The sequence below is a fragment of the Ktedonobacter sp. SOSP1-85 genome (genome assembly GCF_016587415.1).
Lineage (GTDB): Bacteria > Chloroflexota > Ktedonobacteria > Ktedonobacterales > Ktedonobacteraceae > Ktedonobacter.
On sequence record NZ_BNJI01000002.1, the window covers coordinates 1740046 to 1757175 of the forward strand.

Consider the following 17130-nt stretch of genomic DNA (forward strand, 5'->3'; position numbering starts at 1 on the left):
AAGTGGTGAAAGCTCATCAACGAAATTTTTTAAGTTGACAATACCCGTAATAGTAGCTCGAACGAGCCAGATTCAAGAATTCACACTGACGCACAATGCTGAGTGTCGGATGATCTGGTTCGATCAGTTGACGCTTCTGCTCAACGGAGCTGGCCTGATTTTTTTTTGAGAAAGTCAACCTCTACTTTAAGCTGACCGATTTGCTGATAGAGGTTGGCGATGAGTACTTTATCCTTCTTCTCTTGCCCAGAAGGTGGCTGTGCGAACAGGGAGGGGAGGTCATCGAGCACTTGCTTCTTCCACTGGGTAATTTGTGTCGGATGCACTCGATATTCTGAAGCAATCTCATTGGTGGTTTTCTGACCTCGAATAGCTTCCAATGCCACTTTCGCTTTGAAATCGGCGCTGTATCGTTTGCGTTGTCCAGTCATCTTATTTCCTCCTGAATCGCACTTCCTCGATACAGCTATTTTATCTTATCTCCCTGTCCAGTTTTCTGGTACCAGTATACTGGTTCGTAAGAAATCTTATTTCGTCGTAAGCATATTTTTATTAGGAGGGTAGATGTCTATAGTTGCAGAGAAGCCTAAATTGCATACAAATTTTCTCAAACAGGGATACCTGATTCAAGAAAATTTTGTTTCTCCTGAACAATGCACTCATTTTCTTGATCTTGTCGCCCAGCTTCAGCAAAACCAGGATCTGGAGCTCATTCACCGTGCCGTGCGTGGTCATCCACTGCATTATAAAGTAATCAATGGACAACAGATTGAAAGCGGTATCCCTGAGATTGACCAGTTTTACCGGCAACTGACTGACTTCGTGCGCAGAATCAGTAGCGACGACATGACACCATTGAAAGATAAGCTGGTGGGCGTCAACATCAACGTCACTCCCGCTGGTGGCACCTACCGCTGGCATTATGATCGCAATGCCGTAACGGTGCTGGTCTACCTCAATGAGGTAAGTGGGGGCGAGATCGAGGTCTATCCATTATTCAGGATCTATCTGAAAGGAAGAGGCCCGGCCTTTTTGCAACGCTGGCTGGACTGGTTCGTGCAATTGAATGTGGTACGCCAGCTTTTTGGCAAGAAGATCGTTGTGAAACCCGCTCAGGGGCGCATGGTGGCGCTTCGCGGCAATCGTTGCCTGCATAGTGTGCGACCAGTGCAGGGCGAACAGGAGCGTGTCAATATCGTTATGGCTTTTGACAATTATAAAGATCAGAATCTATCAAAGCAAGGGCTAGATCAGTATCTATACTCGCAAAAGCCTGTCTCATCAGACCCGAACTACACATCCTAGCTTGTAGTAATTGTCAGTTAATCAATGCGAGGGCTTTTTCTTCGGCGCTCTACAGTATCTTAAAATGATGACACATATGCCTATGAGTCATCCGTTCAGACGGCCAGCCGTCTGGGGAGAACTGCGGCTGCGGCTGCTCCTCCTCCTTGATTCGCTAGCGGTAGCAGACGCTTCGATCTGGCCGCGACAGGACCGCTGGACCGATGTTTTATTCTCACCCTCCAACCAACACGACACGCGGCCTCTCCTTGCCAGCAGAGAACACTCACGGCCATCCCTCTTGAAAACAGTGCGACACGCTCTCCACCACTACCACCAACATCTGGGGTATGACAATCAATACCATCTTTGGTTCTGTCTCCATACTCAACCAGTGTATAAGCAAACAATAATTAAATTCTTTATTAACGTGGGGCAAGCCATATATGGGTAGTGGTTGGGTCTGACTCAAGGTGTCTATCAAAACTTACAGAAGCCATCCTGGAATGGACACCCCGGCCATATGGCATCGATAATTATTCTGCCCCTTTCGCCTGACTCCCAATAATCACCCTGACACGTTCAGCCGCATTCCGCCACGAATAATCACACCCGCGAGTATGATTTTGACTCTTTCTTGGCCTGCATGAAGACAAGCTGAGACAAGGCTCCAACCCCCTTCCTTCTGATGGGATGCTCAGAAGCATTGGCATATGTTCCCAGATGGAGTATGATGATTCGTGGCGGAACCAGAGGGTGGTTGGGAGGGCGCGTTCGCTAGAACCGCATTCACAAAAAGAGTGGTGTGGTCTGCATCTGTGGTATGCGCTGGTCTTGAGTGCTGACACCACGCTGTTCAGTTCGACACATCAATGAGAGGAATGAAATATGAATCCATTAACGCCTGAAGAGCAACGCGTGATTCTTGGCAAAGGGACAGAACCTCCCTTTAGCGGGGAGTATGATCATTTTTACGAAGAAGGAACCTTTGTGTGTCGCCAATGCAACGCGCCGCTTTTCTCCTCGAAAAGCAAATTTGATGCAGGCTGTGGATGGCCGAGCTTCGATGAGGATTACCCCCACACGGTCAAACGGGTTCCCGATCCCGATGGGAGAAGAACGGAAATCGAATGCGCCAACTGCGGTGCTCACCTGGGACATGTCTTTGTGGGAGAGCAGTTAACCTCAAAGAATACGCGCCATTGTGTCAATTCTCTCTCTATCCGTTTCTTTTCAAAAGATCATGCGTTGCCTGCAATGCTCTCGAAAGAGAAATAGGAGCATTTTACCGGCGAATAACAGGCTCACGAAAAGGAAAGTGAGCCTGTTATTCAGTGCTTGCTCCCTCAAAAAAACAGGGACATTCACCCGGAAAAAGAACGGTTCTCATGTTTATTATTCTCCTTCTAGAAAGAGCACATTGAGTTGTTGCTCTCAGCCTTGACGCTCGTGCCACCTGATGATAGACCGTTCCTGTCGGAGCCGACCACAGGCCACTTGCCCACAAGCAAGTGGCGAGAGGCGAAGGAACAATTTGGATGGTATTGTCAACTTGGGAAAGTAGCTGAACAATGTGTTAGAATAGCTTTATGAAAACAACCCCCACTGTTCTAAGCTATAAAGGCTTTCGATTCCCACCTGAAATTATCAGCCACGCAGTGTGGCTCTATTTCCGCTTCTCGCTCAGCTTTCGCGATGTCGAAGAGCTTCTGGCGCAGCGTGGAATCGTGGTGACGTATGAAACCGTGCGTCAGTGGTGCCATCGATTTGGACACACGTATGCCAATGAACTGCGTCGTCTTCGCCCGAAGACGGGAGACACACGGCATCTGGACGAGGTATATCTGAAAATCAATGGCAAAACCCATTATTTGTGGAGAGCTGTTGATCAGGACGGCAACGTGCTGGATATCCTTGATCAGAGCCGACGCAACAAGCATGCGGCCAAAAAGTTCTTCCGCAAGCTCCTCAAAAGGCTGCACTACGTGCCACGCGTGATCATCACCGATAAACTGAAGAGTTATGGAGGAGCGAAACGTGAGATCCTGCCTGGCGTGGAGCATCGGCAACACAAAGGATTGAACAATCGAGCGGAAAATTCGCATCAGCCCACACGGCTCCGTGAAAAGAAGATGCGGCGCTTCAAATCAGCCAAACACGCACAACGCTTTCTCTCGGCTTTCGGCCTCATCGCTGGCCATTTCCAACCACGAAGGCACGGATCTCGAGTGCTGAGGAATACCGTGCCATTTTACAGACCCGATTCCAGATCTGGAATGAGGTAACCGAAACAAAAACTACGGCATAACACTGCATCGTCCACTCCTCTTCTTCTCCCTCTTTTCTTTCCCTCATCCTTCTTTTTTACAAGCTCTTCCATTCTTTCAATAAGTTGACAATACCTCCTCAGCTCGTTGCATGCTTTTTCTGCTCCTTTTCGTTCTGAGATTACCTTATCCAATTTCAGTTTTTCTGTCAATTATCCTGCGGAATGTGGGACACACGCATACGCATGAACATTAAGTGTCGGACGAGCTTAAATAACAGGCAAAAAATGAGGTGGCGCGCATTTTTGCGCGCCACCTCATTTTTTGCCTGTTTTATTCAATGTGGCAGTGTGAGAGACCGCTCTTCGCCAGGTAGCGCTGGTGATACTCCTCCGCCCGGTAGAAGGTGGTGGCGGGAACGACCTGGGTCACAATAGGGCGCTTATAGCGGCCGGAGGCTTGCATATGCTCCTTAGATGCCTCTGCCTCCTTCTGTTGCTCGGGAGTGTGATAGAAGATGGCCGAGCGATACTGAGTGCCGACATCGGGACCCTGGCGGTTGAGTGTGGTCGGATTATGGTTCTCCCAGAAGACCTGCAAGAGCTGATCGTAGGAGACCTGTGCTGGATCGTACTCTACCTCTACAACCTCAGCGTGCCCCGTCTGGTCTGTACAGACATCGCGATAGGTTGGATTCGCGTAGGTGCCTCCCTCATAGCCAACGGCGGTATTGGTCACACCCTTAGTAGCACGGAAGGTCTCTTCAACTCCCCAGAAACAGCCCGCGCCAAAGGTGGCTTTCTCTAATTGTGTCATATTGTATGTGCTCCTTTCAGAGAAAACTGAAAATGCTATATGCTAATAAACTTCTACCTTTTAGAACAATCCCCCATGGCCTTTAGTTCCCAGCAGGGGCTGTATATGCAATATTCTTGTTCATGCTTCTTATATACCTGCGGTGCTTCGTGTGGATTTATAGTGTGTGATGGCGGGCTGGCGCAGCCAGCCCGCCATCACACACTATAAATCCGGCGAGCCACGTAGTGGCGAGTGGTCTCTTATAAGAACACGTTGCACGCAGCTTGTATTTGCAAGCAATGTTGGCTATTTCACAGACAAAAAGAGATTTTTCGTGTATAATTTATAGGGATCTCTTTTTCCAATGAACACTGGTCTACCACTATTATATCCCACATTCCGCAGGGTAATTGACAGAAAAACTGAAATTGGATAAGGTAATCTCAGAACGAAAAGGAGCAGAAAAAGCATGCAACGAGCTGAGGATTACCAGAACGAACGTTTGGACCATTTGGGCATTGTGGCAGGCGTGTGCCAGGAATTGGGCCTGGCGCAGTGGTTGGATGCCTTGGAACCCAACCAACAGCGCGTGGTCAGTTACGGGACCTCCACTGGGCTGTGTTGCAAGAACGGAAGGTATTGTCAACTTGACGGTGTGGCGAAACATGGTGCTAAAATAACCTCATGAAAACAAACATCGTTGCCCCCACATATAAAGGCTTTCGTTACCCTCCGGAAATCATTAGCCACGCCATCTGGCTGTATTTTCGCTTTTCGCTCAGTTTTCGTGATGTCGAAGAACTGCTGGCACAGCGAGGGATCGTCGTGACCTATGAAACCGTGCGGCAGTGGTGCTTGAAGTTTGGGCAGACCTCTGCCAATGAGTTACGTCGTCGCCGCCCTCGTTGTAGCGACACATGGCACCTGGATGAAGTCTATCTGAAGATTAACGGGAAAACGCACTATCTCTGGAGGGCTGTAGATCAGGATGGCAACGTGCTCGACATCCTTGTGCAAAGCCGACGCAGCAAGAAGGCCGCGAAACGATTTTTCCGCAAGCTTCTCAAAGGGTTACAATACGTTCCACGCGTGATCATTACCGATAAGCTGAAGAGTTATGGGGCGGCGAAACGCGAAACCTTGCCTGGCGTGGAGCATCGTCAGCACAAAGGGTTGAACAATCGTGCTGAAAATTCGCACCAACCTACGCGACTGCGTGAAAAGAAGATGCGGCGATTCAAGTCTGCCAAAACATGCCCAACATTTTCTCTCTGCTTTTGGCCCCATTTCAGGGCATTTCCAACCCCGTCGTCACCGTTTGAGGGCCGAGGAATACCGTGCTATTTTACAGGCTCGCTTTCTGGTGTGGAACGAGATCACCGTAGGAAAACGCATCGCATAATAGTTAACCCTCCCTCGCATTTCACTGTCTTCAGTCTCTCTCTTCTTTATAACTCAACAATAATCGGCATTCCTAACAAATAAGTTGACAATACCTGATATTCCGAGGTATCGGTTACAACCCCGTCCAGATCAAAGATGATTGCCTGTGGCTGCTGCATTGTTCACCTTTCCGCATACGCAAGCCTCTTCGCCTGTATACTGGCTTTCTCCTTTTCCGCTGCAATACTGTTGCTTTCCAGTACTAGATCTCTGTGTTGATCTGAAGAACGCGCACTCCCCGCATATCCAGCCAGTAGCGCCCCCTTCCTTGCGCCACGCGAATGAGCACGGTATCGCAGGAGGGGCAGCGAATGACCGTCCCCATCCCATGCATGTAGACAGCCAAAGCACCGATGGCAGCGGTTGCGCCGCAGCCGGTGCAGGTTGCCTGGACCTGCGTCATTTCAAAGGGGAAGATCTCTTGCAGGATGCCCCCGGCAGCGTTGCCATCAAGCTTGTTCTCCATCATGTTTCTCCTGTCGGTCCGAAGCGTTCGGTTTTGATGCGCCCTGGCTCATATCCCAGGGTGACGAGACTCGTGGCGGTTGTTTCGACGAATGGGGTTGGGCCACAGATGAACAGCAACGGGCGTTGATCAACTGGCCATGCCACCTCACGCAGCATCTCGGTATCGATCCGGCGGTGATACTCTGTCCACCCAGGCGGTTGCTCCCGGGTTAGCGTATGCACCACCTCAAGCTTCGTGTTGCCCTTGACCAGGCGAGCGAGTTCTTCACGGTAGATGACCTCTGTGTATGATCGCGACGAATACAGCAAACGGATCGGAATCGTGCTCCCGAGAGCAGCCCAATAGCGGATCATCGCCATCAACGGCACGATCCCCGATCCCCCGGCTACCAGCAAGAGAGGGCCACCCATCTGCTCCTCCCAGACGAAGTATCCCCCGATTGGACCGCGCAGTTCCAGCTGGTCACCGACACGGAGTTCACCCGTGAGGTAGGGCGATACTTCCCCCTCATCGAGCCGTTCGACGGTAAGCGTCACACGTGGTTCCTGCTGGGGAGCAGACGCGATCGAATAGCTACGTTCTGCCTGGTAGCCGTCTTCAGCCGTGAGGCGCACATCCACATGCTGTCCTGGTCGATGCCCGTTCCAGTGCGGAACGGCGAGCGTAATACTCTTCGCCCGCGCTGTTTCTTCCTGCGTCGCAACCACCTCGCCAAGCTGCCAGCTTAGTCGCCCCGGTATCGTTCTTCTTTCCATGGATCACCGTGATTATGGTAGCCAAGCGATTCCCAGAAGCCCGGTTCATCCCGATCGACCAATCGCAGCCCTCGGACCCACTTGGCGCTCTTCCAGAAGTAGAGATGGGGAACCAGCAGGCGGGCCGGTCCACCATGTTCAGGGGGGAGCGGCTGCCCCTCATACGCATCCACCACCCATGCCTTCCCACCCAACACGTCTTCCAGCGGAAGGTTGGTGGTATAGCCGCCATCGCTAAAGGCGATCACGTACTTGGCATCGTACGCAACCTGCTCGAGCAGCGTCTCGACAGAGACACCTTCCCAGTGTGTATCCAGTTTCGACCACTTGGTTACGCAGTGGATGTCTTTGGTCACCATCTCATGTGGCAGTGCGCGAAAGGCATCCCAGGTCCACCGTTTTGGTTGATCGACCTCCCCAAGCAGGGAGAAATCCCAGGTTGCGAGGGGCGTGTGTGGCGTTGGCCCTGCCGAAAGGACAGGGAAGCCACGCTCCAGATATTGTCCTGGCGGGATTCGCCCACGCTCGTCGCCAGGTTTTCGGCGACCTCGGAATCCCCGCGAGACGAAACCTTCGCTCATTTCTTCACTCCTGATCTCTTTCTCATGGTATTTTTGATGAACGACAACTTGTCCTACGAATCGAGTGTCATAAACAGCAGATTGAGCCCTTCCGCCAGGAGTGGATGGGTGAAGATGCCTTCCTTTAAAGCAGTGTAGGGCAGCTTCCCCATCATCGCCACCTGGATGATGGTCATGATCTCGCCCCCTTCGATGCTCAGGATGGCGCAGCCCAGGATGTGCTGGGTCTCGGCATCGACGATAACCTTCATAAACCCACGCGTCTCGCCCGTTTCCAGGGCACGGGGCACAGCAGTCATGGGCAATTTCGCCACACGGATATTGCGCCCCTGTTTCCTGGCCTCGTTTTCAGTCATGCCAACCCGTCCAAGCTGGGGGTCGATGAAGATGGTATAGGGGACAAGGCGATCCCGCGTGCTGGCACTGCCATGCTCCAGCAGATTGGTGCGTAAAATGCGGAAGTCATCGTACGAGGCGTGGGTGAACGCTGGCCCCCCTCTTACATCCCCCATGGCATAGACGCCAGGAACGTTCGTTTCCAGTCGCTCATTGACCTGAATGTAGCCCTCCTGGTTCAGGTGGATGCCCGCCGCTTCGGGGGTGAGCGCTTCGGTATTGGGAATGCGACCGGCGGCTGCTAGCAGATGCGAGCCGGTCAGCTGCTGTTCGCCTTGAGGCGTACGCACGGTCAACTGGAGACGCCCATCACTGAGCGGCTCCACCTGTTGCGGTGTGGTGCCGGCCAGGACCGTGATCCCCTCCTCGCGAAACATCTTCGTGATCTCATCGGACACGTCCTCATCCTCACTCATCAGCAAGCGTGGACGGCGCTGAATAATCGTGACCTGGCTGCCAAAGCGGCGAAACATCTGTCCGAACTCCAGCCCGATGTAGCCGCCACCGAGAATGAGCAGATGTTCGGGAAGTGTATCCAGCTCCATAAGCGTGGTTGAATTGAGCACGGGGATACTCTCGACGCCTTCGATCGTGGGTGGCGCTGGTCGGTCGCCCGTATCGATCACAATCAGGGGCGCGGTGATTTCTCGCGTCTCGCCGTCCTGGAGAGAGACCTCAAGCGTTTTTGGGGCGGTAAAGTGAGCCTCGCCCCTGAGCAGATCCAGCCCTTGTGCCGCAGTCAGAAGGTTCTGGTGGCCCTTGCGCGCACCCTCAACGATCCCTTGTTTGCGTTGGAGGACATCCTGCAGATCGACCGAGATGGGGCCCGTGTGGACGCCGTACTCAGAGCCACGCCGTGCCAGATACGCAACGCGTGCGCTAGCAACCATCGTTTTGGTGGGGGTACAGCCCACGTTGACACAGACCCCGCCGATATGGTCTCGCTCAATCAGCGCCACTTTTCGGCCTGCCTTCGCCAGGGTGATGGGGAGGAGTCTGCCACCCCGGCTGGTCCCGATCACAATCGCGTCATAGGTGGTGGCTTGGGGCATCTCACTGTTCTCCTTCTGCTTCTCCGTAGACGGAATAGGTGCTTCCCACGAGCAACCTACCTACCTCAATAATGGTGTTCCATCTTCAAGATATATGTTGAGTACAAGAGAATGACAAGCATATCTCCATCTCTTTATGCAAAAGATTACAGGGATGTCATTTCATGGTACGTGCATGTTTTTCCAGCTAAGTTCCCAAAATGAGAACGGCCTTGTCATGTTCCGTCAACCGATATTTGCAACAGAAGGCTTTCCCTTGCTCTCTTGAAATCGCTGCGGGGCAGCCAGGCATCCATGCTGGTCTGTCCCTATGCGCGCCGATCTTCCCGATCATGGAAGTAGGGCTTGAGCATCATGGCTGTTGGAGAATGCTTTTCCCACGCCAGAGACATCCTTTGCTGCTCAGGCCAGCAGTTCTGCGGGATGTGTCAGAACTGAGAACACAGAAGATCACAAGGCGTGCCTCATCTTCAACCTGAATCTGTTTAGGCGACCAGCAACATGGTTTTCAAGGCATCCAATCGTTGGCAGAAGAGATGACGTTGGTCAGCGAGGGAAACATATTGCTTTCTCGTGGTCCGAAACCGAAAGAACTGGCGTACCTCGTCAAATGCCCTGCAGAAGCGAGAGGCCGATGTGAAGTTCCCAAAACCACGCATCGGATAATAGCGCTGTTTGATCCCACGATGATCTTGCTCCAAGTGGTTATTCAGATAGGCATTCCGGCGATGCATGACCTCGCTGCCGAGAATCTCACGAATCGCACGTGGAGAGGAGTCATGTCCATCGGTCGTTACCCGCTCCGGGGCGTGACCAACCGTTGCAATAGCTTGGCGGAAAAACTGCTTTGCTGCCTCCATATCGCGTTTCTCACTCAGGCGTGAATCGACCAGATTTCCATCACGATCGAGAGCGCGATAGAGATACCACCACGTTCCTCGCACGTTGATGTACGTTTCATCCACGTACCATGATGTCCCTGTTTGTCCCCGCCGCCTGGTACGCAAGTGTTCTGCAAGCAAGGGAGCAAAACGAGCTTCCCAGTCTCGGATCGCCTCATGAGTGAAGACCCAACCGCGCTCGAGAAACATCTCAGCGCGATCCCGCAGACTCAGTGTATAGCGCAGCCGCCAGAGAACAACAAGCAGAACGAGATCGGTTGGATATTCCAGAAAGTTAAAAGGCGTGTTGGTGCGCTCATTGAAGATATGGTGGCACCTTCGGCAGCGGAATATCCGGTAGCCAAGTGTGGTTTTCCTGTTTTGTTCTCTTGTCGTTACAGCCAGGCAGTACGGGCAGTTCATCGGGCACGCCTCCCCAAAATGTTTCTGTGCTGATCAGTCTATCACACGCTAGCGGAACTTCGCTTAGAGTTCTGTTCTTAGTTCTGACGCATCCAGAAAAAGGGCGCAATCCCCACTTTGAGGTCTGTTTCTCTTATATAAGCTCTACAATTTCCATTAAGTTGACAATACCTATTCCTCGCTTGTCCCGCGTAACATGCGTTCCATTGAGGCGATGGCCCGCTCAAGTGTTTCTTGTTCGGCGGGCGTCAGTTGCGCGAGCAGATTTCCCAGTTGCTCAGTTCGTCGACGCTGGCCCTCATGCAAGACCTCCATACCCCTGGATGTGACTATCAAATGAATCGTGCGCCGATCACGCGCGTCTGCCTGGCGTTCTACCAATCCCTCCGTGACCAGGGCTGCAACGATCCGGCTGATCGTTGGCAGTGCCACCTGTTCCGCCTCGGCTAGCTCGCTGATGGTACGAGGGCCACCAAAACCGATCACTGAAAGGGCCGAGAGGCGTGCGGGACTTAACCCTGTCAGCGGATCTTGCTGACGCACGCGCCTGAGCAGGTGGATCGCCACAGAATGGAGGCGGTTGGCGATGTCAACCGCATGGTTTTCAGGGTGATTTGACGTGTGACTCATCATATGCTATTCTACTCCTAGAAATTAGTTAGCAATGCTAAGTATACCCCGGAAAGGATTATTTGCCTCATGTCTCAAGATTTTTTTACCGCTATCAGAACAGGCGATAGCGCGCATCTCACCACATTGCTTGCGGAACAGCCCACGCTGGTCCATGCTCGGTCACCTCAAGGTATCTCCGCTGTCCTCTGGGCACATTATACAGGCCAGACCGGCTTGCTTCCACTGCTCTTAGCCGCTCATCCTCAGCTTGATATTCATGATGCGGCAGCTCTGGGTGATCTGTATCGGCTGCGCGCCCTTCTCGCTGGTGATCCTTCACTGGCTCAGGCGTATTCAAGTGATGGTTTTACGCCATTGCACTACGTCGCTTTTTTTAATGGCAGTACCGACCTGGCATCCTCTTTGCTTGAGGCAGGGGCGGAGGTTGATGCTGTTGCGCGCAATGCTCAGCAGGTCACACCACTGCACAGTGCTGCCGCACATCGCCACCATGCCATCTTTCAATTACTCCTGGCTCATGGAGCTAACGTCAATGCTCGTCAGCAGGGTGGCGAGACTCCGCTCATGGAGGCCGCCCAAAATGGCGACGTGGCTCTGGTGGATGATCTGCTCGCACGCGGAGCTGATCCCATGCTGACTATGGACAATGGACAGATCGCGGCTGATTTCGCGGCAAAGGCTGGGCATGCTGATCTCGCTGCAACTCTGCGTCGTAAGATGGTGTAATATCTCTCGCGAGTGTTTCACTTGAAAAGAACCCTACGAGCAACTACTCGGTTGGGGGTATTTTCAGTCGCATTTCTGTCTGGTACAGACATCGCGTTTTCTCATTCAGAAAACTCGTGTGTAGGAGCTTTTCTGAATGAGGAAACACCCTCCAACAGGAGCGGTCTCCAGATGAAACTTAACACATTGAAGACGTTTCGTCAGCAAGTGTACCACTGCCTGGAACAGCGAGCCGATGCCTTGTTTAGTTTGTGTGACGGTTTGTTGAGCAGCCCACAAGCGCGAACGTTCCCCCGAACTCTCTCATTCGCCCTTTTTGGGCCGGAAGTGGCCCAGCATCTATGCCGCACTGGCCGATGGGAAGATCAAGGTTGATCAACTGCAAGCTCTGTGTGTGCGCAGGGTGCTGGCCGAATTGCCCGCAGAGGGTCCGATCTGATATTGTCAAGATATCATGTGCCGAAGGCACACCACCCTCTATGAAAACGGGCTACAATGAACCCCGAGAAGAGCTTCCAGCGAGAGGACGAGAACAAGTTTAAGGCCATCGAGCTTGTTTCATTGTCAAGATGTCCCCTGGTGCCTGGGTGAACCACCCCTTGTCGCTCCCTCGGGAAGCACGAAGAAGAAATGAGAAATAATGGCACCTCGCTGGGGATCTTCGCGAACCAAGTGTGGTGAGAAAAAGGAAGGGGGAAGTGAATGGAAGTGCTCTATACGCGCTGTAGCGGCATTGATGTCCACGAACGCTTTGTGGTCGTTTGCCTCAGCCAGGTGGAACAAGGGCGACGGACCAAAGAACTGCGGCGCTTCGCGACGATGACTGGAGATCTTCTGCGGTTACGCAAATGGCTCCTGGAGGCGGGTTGTACTCACGTGGCAATGGAAAGTACGGGAATTTATTGGCGTCCGGTTTATGATCACCTCTCTGGCTTCTTTGAACTGATTGTGACCAATGCTCAGCATATGAAGGCCGTGCCTGGCCGCAAAACCGATGTTCAAGATGCTGAATGGATCGCGGACCTCTTGCAACATGGCCTTCTCAAAGGCAGCTTTGTGCCACCTTCCGCACAGCAAGCGTTGCGCGATCTGACGCGAATGCGTGTGACCCTGGTACAGGAACGAGCCCGACTGGTCAACCGGTTGCACAAAGCGTTAGGAGAAGCCAACATCAAATTGGGCGCGGTTCTCAGTGACATTCTTGGCGTCTCGGGCAAAGCCATCTTATCGGCGCTGGCGGCAGGAGAAACCGACCCTCAACGGTTAGCAAACCTGGCTCATCCCAGCCTGCAGCCAAAACACGACCAGTTGGTCCAGGCCTTGGAGAGTGAAGGTGGGGAACACGTTCAATTCGTCCTCCGGGAGCTGCTCAGCTTGATTGAAGCCCTTGATCACTCGATTGCTCATGTGGAGCACCAACTCGAGGAGCAGTTGCATCCCTGCGAGGAGACGCTTGCCCGTTTGGAAGAGATTACCGGGGTGAGCCGACGCATCTTGTATGTTCTGTTCGCCGAAGTTGGAACGGATATGAGCCGCTTCCCAGATGCTGCTCACCTGGCGTCCTGGGCCGGAATGTGCCCTGGCCAGCATGAGAGTGCTGGCAAACGGCTCAGCGGGCGCATTCGTAAAGGGAATCAGTGGTTGAGAGCAGCGTTAATCCAAGCTGCTCATGCGGCAGGTAGGACCCAAACGTACCTCGGAGAACAATATCGACAGATTGGGAAGCGGCGCGGGAAGAAGCGGGCAGCGGTTGCCGTCGGGCACAGCATTCTGATCATTTTTTATCACATGATGCTCACGGGTGAGCGTTATCAGGAAAAAGGGGTGACATTCTTACACGAGCGAGATAAACAACGGCAACAGCGCTGCCTCGTCCAACGGCTAGAACGCCTGGGCTATGAGGTCAGCGTACAACCACAGCCGGCCGCTTGAATGAAACGAGCGAACTGAACGAGAAGAGGCTGAAGAGGTTCGAGAGGGAGGATTTTTTTGCTTTTCGTACGGCGTTTTCAGAAGAACTTGTTCGGAGAAATGAAGTATATTGATGAGGTATAACGAAGTGAGACGTTGAAAGGCGAGGAGAGGCGGGAATACCTCTGCGATTACGCGACCAGTTTCACCCTGGTTACCTCATTCCATTGTTGGAAGCGGCCCTGTAAAAGAGTACGATATTTCCCAGCACGCAAACGGTGGCGTCTCGGCTGGAAATGCCCAGCAATGGGACCGAAGGCAGAAAGGAAGCGTTGGACCTGTTTGGCTGATTTGAACCGTCGCATATTCTTTTCACGCAGTCGTGTGGGTTGATGCGAGTTCTCCGCTCGATTATTGAGGTATTTATGCTGGCGATGCTCCACGCCGGGTAGGATCTCGCGTTTCGCTACTCCATAACTTTTCAGCTTATCAGTAATGATCACCCGTGGAACATATTGTAATCCTTTGAGGAGTTTGCGGAAAAAGCGTTTGGCGGCTTTCTTGTTGAGTCGGCTCTGCACCAGGATATCCAGGACGTTGCCGTCCTAGTCTACTGATCGTCATAGGTAATGTCTCTCACCGTGGATCGTGAGGAAGACCTCGTCCATATGCCATGTGTCTCCACAACGCGGGCCACGACGACGGAGTTCATTGGCGTAGGTCTGCCCGAACTTCAGACACCATTGTCGCACAGTTTCGTAGCTCACGACCACCCCTCGTTGTGCCAGCAACTCTTCCACATCGCGAAAACTGAGCGAAAAGCGAAAATACAGCCAGACAGCGTGGCTCACGATTTCAGGTGGGAAGCGGAAACCTTTATAGTTAGGGGAAATGGTGTTTGTTTTCATAAAGCTATTCTAGCATATTGTTCAGCCGTACTACCAAGTTGACAATACCCGCCAAAGTCCTGGAAACTGGGGGATTTCAGCGCACAGCCCAGCCAGCATACCGTGAGCGGAAACCTCCGCAGGCTGATGTTGTCTCTCAGGATGCACAGGATGCAGATGCTCATACCGCTTCGTCCTCCATCGTTCGTTCCCACTCGACGATCCCTGCGAACAACGGGTAAATCTGGTAGGGAATAACGGCATTGCCTAGCGCTTCTATGCGCTCTCTTTGCTCTGATACGCTTCCAACAACTCGCCGCGGCTCCCACTCAAATTGTGGTCCTGGAGGAGCTGGCCAGCGGGCGCGGTCCAACTTGGCGGAAATCCCATGAAGCATTCGGTCCATTCCGGGCTGAGGTTCTCGCCCGGCAACGGCGCTGCCACGTAACACAGTTGCACCTGGTTGGCATGCACTGAGCACCCACCGTTCGCGTCCCCAGTGTTGAGCGTGGGCCAGTGCAGACGACGAACCAGCGCGGGCAATAAGGAACGTTTGAGGAACGCTGCATCCTTTATACTCTCTACAAGATCAATAACAGCATGATCCCTGCAGAACAAGCAAGCGTTCTGCGGGAGTGCTACAAGAGAGGATAAGAGCATGGATATATCGAACACACGATCTCGTTCCCATTTGTTTACCGTGCGCGTATGGGAAGAGGAGATCGAGCCAGGTGTGTCCGAGTTGCGGGGCAAGGTCCAGTTGCTCATCAGTGGAGAAGTGCGGTACTTTCGCGGATGGACTGCACTGGTGCCTCTGCTTGTCGCTCTGTTGTTGGAGTTGGATTCCCAATCGGAACCAAACCAGTAACATTTTGCCAGTCATTCTAGCGGAAAAAGATATATATATCTAAGCGTGCATATCTATAGAAAAGGAATAAACAACCATGAGTACGGATACAGTAGAAACGGAAACAGTAGATGAAAATAAAGCCCAAACTCAGATAAGCCTGCTAACTGCACATCGTCTCAAACGTGGAGCACTCCTCTATTGGGCGGTATTGCTCACTATGAGCGCAGCCATCATGCATAGTGTCGCTGTACTGAACCAGCTACCGCCGTCCGCGCTGCTCGCGGTTCTCCTGATTGGTTTTACTCTCTTTCAGGCTGTTGTCTCCATTGCTATCGTAGCAGCCCCAGCGCGTCGTTTCCTGTTCGTTGCGGGGATAGTTGAAGCAGTTGGGATGCTGATCTGGCTGGTCGCGCACATCTTTGGGCTGCCTAATGGCTTCGCCATATGGCGTCCAGAAACGCTGGGTGTGCCGGATCTATACATCCCCTTTGTGGAAGGAATCTCAGCCGTCTTTTTCCTCTGTCTTAGTGGACGCACCTGGAACGCGGCATCCAGAGCATGGCGTCTCAGTTTTACCTGGCTGCCTCGCCTGCTTCTCCTTGGTTTGCTGATATGGGGAGTGCTGAAATCCGTCGCTATTGTCGTCTTCTTCCTGGTTCCCGGTGTGTTTTCAAGCTTGCAGTATTTCTTCCTGCCCGTCGTTGGGTTGCTGGCTGTATTCATGATCCTGCGTCTGGTTATTCGACCTCTGCGGATGAAGACGCCGGGGGCGTGGCGCACGACTTCTCTCGTGCTTCCGGCGTTGTTCGTGCTTGGCTTCCTGACCTGGGGTGGGGGCGTAAGCGCCATCGATACAGCGTGGCTCTCCACATCCACGCCAGTCAGTGTGCCTGCCGGTCAGACCGCGACTCGGATGTACTGCAATAGTCGTGTGAATGGTAGTCCGCTTGCCATGGACATTTCCGAACCCTCAGTTCAAGCGCCTCGTCCCGCGCCAATGGTCTTCTACATTCACGGCGGCGAAACGCTTGTCGGTTCGCGCCTCCTGCGAGATGGGACTTCGGATGGGATGTACTTTGATCAGCTGCGCGCGGATCTGCTCAATCGCGGCTTCATCGTTGGCTCAATTGATTATAGCCTTGTCCCGGTCGCTAACGCGGGAGAGCAGGTCAGGGAAGCTAAGTGTGCCGTGCGCTTCTTGCGTGCCCATGCGAGTGATCTGGGCCTCGACCCGCGAAGCATCGGCGTTTATGGCCCCAGCCAGGGTGGGTATATTAGTGCCATGCTGGGAACAGTTGGTCCTGAGATGGGCCTTGATGCAGGTCAATACCTGAATCAATCGAGCAGTGTGCAGGCAGTTGTCGATATGTGGGGACCCGCCGATCTGTCGGATTTCAGCGGTTCGCCGTGGTGGGTCTCTCTCCTCAAAGGGAATGGCACGAAAGCGCAGTTTTTAGCCTCAAGCCCGGTCAGCCACGTTGCGCACGGTGATCCGCCTTTCCTGATTATGCACGGAGCCGACGATTGGTTTATCGCGCCTCATCACTCTCAGGATCTGGCAAAGCGGCTACGTGCGGCTGGTGTCTCTGTGACGCTGGTGATGATCCAACACGATGGCCATGGCCTGGATATGCCTAGTGCCAGGCAAGTTGAGCAGCCCAGCCCCAGCGCGCTTATCCAGATGATCGCCGATTTCTTCAGCAGAACTCTCTCAGCTTGATAACGAAAGAAGTCTTGCGGCGACAAAAGCAGGCGTTTGCTTTTGTCGCCGCAA

At 53.0% G+C, this 17130-nt stretch carries 15 protein-coding genes and 4 pseudogenes; 9 read left to right on the forward strand and 10 right to left on the reverse strand.

Annotated elements, in window-relative coordinates; genetic code table 11:
- Nucleotides 1-46: 46 nt before the first annotated feature.
- A pseudogene (locus tag KTE_RS35880) lies at nucleotides 47-431 on the reverse strand (transposase); the annotation flags it as partial.
- 133 nt (nucleotides 432-564) lie between these two features.
- Here KTE_RS35880 and KTE_RS35885 point away from each other — a divergent pair.
- The 3 genes and pseudogenes from KTE_RS35885 (at nucleotide 565) to KTE_RS35895 (ending at nucleotide 3592) form a co-directional block, all read left to right on the forward strand.
- Complete coding sequence (locus KTE_RS35885) at nucleotides 565-1305, forward strand: 2OG-Fe(II) oxygenase (RefSeq protein ID WP_236600838.1); 741 nt, start codon at nucleotides 565-567, stop codon at nucleotides 1303-1305.
- Nucleotides 1306-2172: 867 nt separating this feature from the next.
- Nucleotides 2173-2562, forward strand: a complete 390-nt coding sequence (locus KTE_RS35890) for a methionine-R-sulfoxide reductase (protein ID WP_007913519.1) — start codon at nucleotides 2173-2175, stop codon at nucleotides 2560-2562.
- Nucleotides 2563-2873: 311 nt separating this feature from the next.
- A pseudogene (locus tag KTE_RS35895) lies at nucleotides 2874-3592 on the forward strand (IS6 family transposase).
- A 292-nt stretch (nucleotides 3593-3884) separates the two neighbouring features.
- On the opposite strand, the gene msrA reads toward KTE_RS35895, so the two are convergent.
- Nucleotides 3885-4367 carry a peptide-methionine (S)-S-oxide reductase MsrA gene (gene msrA, locus KTE_RS35900; protein WP_201390280.1) on the reverse strand — a complete coding sequence of 161 codons (483 nt, stop codon included), beginning with the start codon at nucleotides 4365-4367 and terminating at the stop codon, nucleotides 3885-3887.
- Nucleotides 4368-4818: 451 nt separating this feature from the next.
- On the opposite strand from msrA, the gene KTE_RS35905 reads away from it, so the two are divergent.
- Nucleotides 4819-5037: a DUF4277 domain-containing protein gene (locus tag KTE_RS35905; protein ID WP_201390282.1), complete on the forward strand. Its 219-nt coding sequence runs from the start codon at nucleotides 4819-4821 to the stop codon at nucleotides 5035-5037.
- Nucleotides 5034-5751 (forward strand): annotated as a pseudogene (locus KTE_RS35910) (IS6 family transposase). Before KTE_RS35905 ends, KTE_RS35910 begins: the two are co-directional and overlap by 4 nt.
- Before the next feature lie 243 nt (nucleotides 5752-5994).
- Here the strand turns inward: KTE_RS35910 and KTE_RS35915 are convergent.
- From KTE_RS35915 to KTE_RS35940, 6 genes are all read right to left on the reverse strand, one after another.
- Nucleotides 5995-6261 carry a DUF6510 family protein gene (locus tag KTE_RS35915; RefSeq protein WP_040445278.1) on the reverse strand — a complete coding sequence of 89 codons (267 nt, stop codon included), beginning with the start codon at nucleotides 6259-6261 and terminating at the stop codon, nucleotides 5995-5997.
- The gene (locus tag KTE_RS35920; protein ID WP_201390284.1) at nucleotides 6258-7016 is read right to left on the reverse strand and encodes a ferredoxin reductase; all 759 of its coding nucleotides are present in this window, start codon (nucleotides 7014-7016) and stop codon (nucleotides 6258-6260) included. The genes KTE_RS35915 and KTE_RS35920 overlap by 4 nt, the downstream gene beginning before the upstream one ends.
- Complete coding sequence (locus tag KTE_RS35925; protein ID WP_201390286.1) at nucleotides 6986-7597, reverse strand: sulfite oxidase-like oxidoreductase; 612 nt, start codon at nucleotides 7595-7597, stop codon at nucleotides 6986-6988. Before KTE_RS35925 ends, KTE_RS35920 begins: the two co-directional genes overlap by 31 nt.
- A 53-nt stretch (nucleotides 7598-7650) precedes the next feature.
- Entirely contained in the window at nucleotides 7651-9045 is a 1395-nt protein-coding gene (locus KTE_RS35930) for a mercuric reductase (RefSeq protein ID WP_201390288.1), read from the reverse strand.
- A gap of 485 nt (nucleotides 9046-9530) precedes the next feature.
- A complete protein-coding gene (locus KTE_RS35935; RefSeq protein WP_201390290.1) occupies nucleotides 9531-10349 on the reverse strand; it encodes an IS6 family transposase in 819 nt (272 codons plus the stop codon).
- Nucleotides 10350-10520: 171 nt separating this feature from the next.
- Nucleotides 10521-10982 (reverse strand): MarR family winged helix-turn-helix transcriptional regulator, encoded by a 462-nt coding sequence (locus KTE_RS35940; protein ID WP_201390292.1) that lies wholly within the window; start codon nucleotides 10980-10982, stop codon nucleotides 10521-10523.
- A 66-nt stretch (nucleotides 10983-11048) separates the two neighbouring features.
- Between KTE_RS35940 and KTE_RS35945 the strand changes: the two genes are divergently transcribed.
- Complete coding sequence (locus KTE_RS35945; protein WP_201390294.1) at nucleotides 11049-11708, forward strand: ankyrin repeat domain-containing protein; 660 nt, start codon at nucleotides 11049-11051, stop codon at nucleotides 11706-11708.
- Nucleotides 11709-12410: 702 nt separating this feature from the next.
- Nucleotides 12411-13640: an IS110 family transposase gene (locus KTE_RS35950; RefSeq protein ID WP_201390296.1), complete on the forward strand. Its 1230-nt coding sequence runs from the start codon at nucleotides 12411-12413 to the stop codon at nucleotides 13638-13640.
- A 170-nt stretch (nucleotides 13641-13810) separates the two neighbouring features.
- On the opposite strand, the pseudogene KTE_RS35955 reads toward KTE_RS35950, so the two are convergent.
- Nucleotides 13811-14527: pseudogene (locus KTE_RS35955) on the reverse strand (IS6 family transposase).
- 255 nt (nucleotides 14528-14782) lie between these two features.
- Nucleotides 14783-15124 (reverse strand): hypothetical protein, encoded by a 342-nt coding sequence (locus tag KTE_RS35960; protein WP_201390299.1) that lies wholly within the window; start codon nucleotides 15122-15124, stop codon nucleotides 14783-14785.
- 40 nt (nucleotides 15125-15164) lie between these two features.
- Here KTE_RS35960 and KTE_RS35965 point away from each other — a divergent pair, with 40 nt between their 5' ends.
- Both KTE_RS35965 and KTE_RS35970 read left to right on the forward strand, forming a co-directional pair.
- Nucleotides 15165-15374, forward strand: a complete 210-nt coding sequence (locus tag KTE_RS35965; protein ID WP_201390301.1) for a hypothetical protein — start codon at nucleotides 15165-15167, stop codon at nucleotides 15372-15374.
- Nucleotides 15375-15450: 76 nt separating this feature from the next.
- Nucleotides 15451-17076, forward strand: a complete 1626-nt coding sequence (locus KTE_RS35970; RefSeq protein WP_201390303.1) for an alpha/beta hydrolase — start codon at nucleotides 15451-15453, stop codon at nucleotides 17074-17076.
- Nucleotides 17077-17130: the final 54 nt, after the last annotated feature.

Bases quoted from the DNA above. Each gene is read 5' to 3' on its own strand.
- KTE_RS35885 (WP_236600838.1), top strand. From the start codon at position 565: ATGTCTATAGTTGCAGAGAAGCCTAAATTGCATACAAATTTTCTCAAA.
- KTE_RS35890 (WP_007913519.1), top strand. From the start codon at position 2,173: ATGAATCCATTAACGCCTGAAGAGCAACGCGTGATTCTTGGCAAAGGG.
- msrA (WP_201390280.1), bottom strand. From the start codon at position 4,367: ATGACACAATTAGAGAAAGCCACCTTTGGCGCGGGCTGTTTCTGGGGA.
- KTE_RS35905 (WP_201390282.1), top strand. From the start codon at position 4,819: ATGCAACGAGCTGAGGATTACCAGAACGAACGTTTGGACCATTTGGGC.
- KTE_RS35915 (WP_040445278.1), bottom strand. From the start codon at position 6,261: ATGATGGAGAACAAGCTTGATGGCAACGCTGCCGGGGGCATCCTGCAA.
- KTE_RS35920 (WP_201390284.1), bottom strand. From the start codon at position 7,016: ATGGAAAGAAGAACGATACCGGGGCGACTAAGCTGGCAGCTTGGCGAG.
- KTE_RS35925 (WP_201390286.1), bottom strand. From the start codon at position 7,597: ATGAGCGAAGGTTTCGTCTCGCGGGGATTCCGAGGTCGCCGAAAACCT.
- KTE_RS35930 (WP_201390288.1), bottom strand. From the start codon at position 9,045: ATGCCCCAAGCCACCACCTATGACGCGATTGTGATCGGGACCAGCCGG.
- KTE_RS35935 (WP_201390290.1), bottom strand. From the start codon at position 10,349: ATGAACTGCCCGTACTGCCTGGCTGTAACGACAAGAGAACAAAACAGG.
- KTE_RS35940 (WP_201390292.1), bottom strand. From the start codon at position 10,982: ATGATGAGTCACACGTCAAATCACCCTGAAAACCATGCGGTTGACATC.
- KTE_RS35945 (WP_201390294.1), top strand. From the start codon at position 11,049: ATGTCTCAAGATTTTTTTACCGCTATCAGAACAGGCGATAGCGCGCAT.
- KTE_RS35950 (WP_201390296.1), top strand. From the start codon at position 12,411: ATGGAAGTGCTCTATACGCGCTGTAGCGGCATTGATGTCCACGAACGC.
- KTE_RS35965 (WP_201390301.1), top strand. From the start codon at position 15,165: ATGGATATATCGAACACACGATCTCGTTCCCATTTGTTTACCGTGCGC.
- KTE_RS35970 (WP_201390303.1), top strand. From the start codon at position 15,451: ATGAGTACGGATACAGTAGAAACGGAAACAGTAGATGAAAATAAAGCC.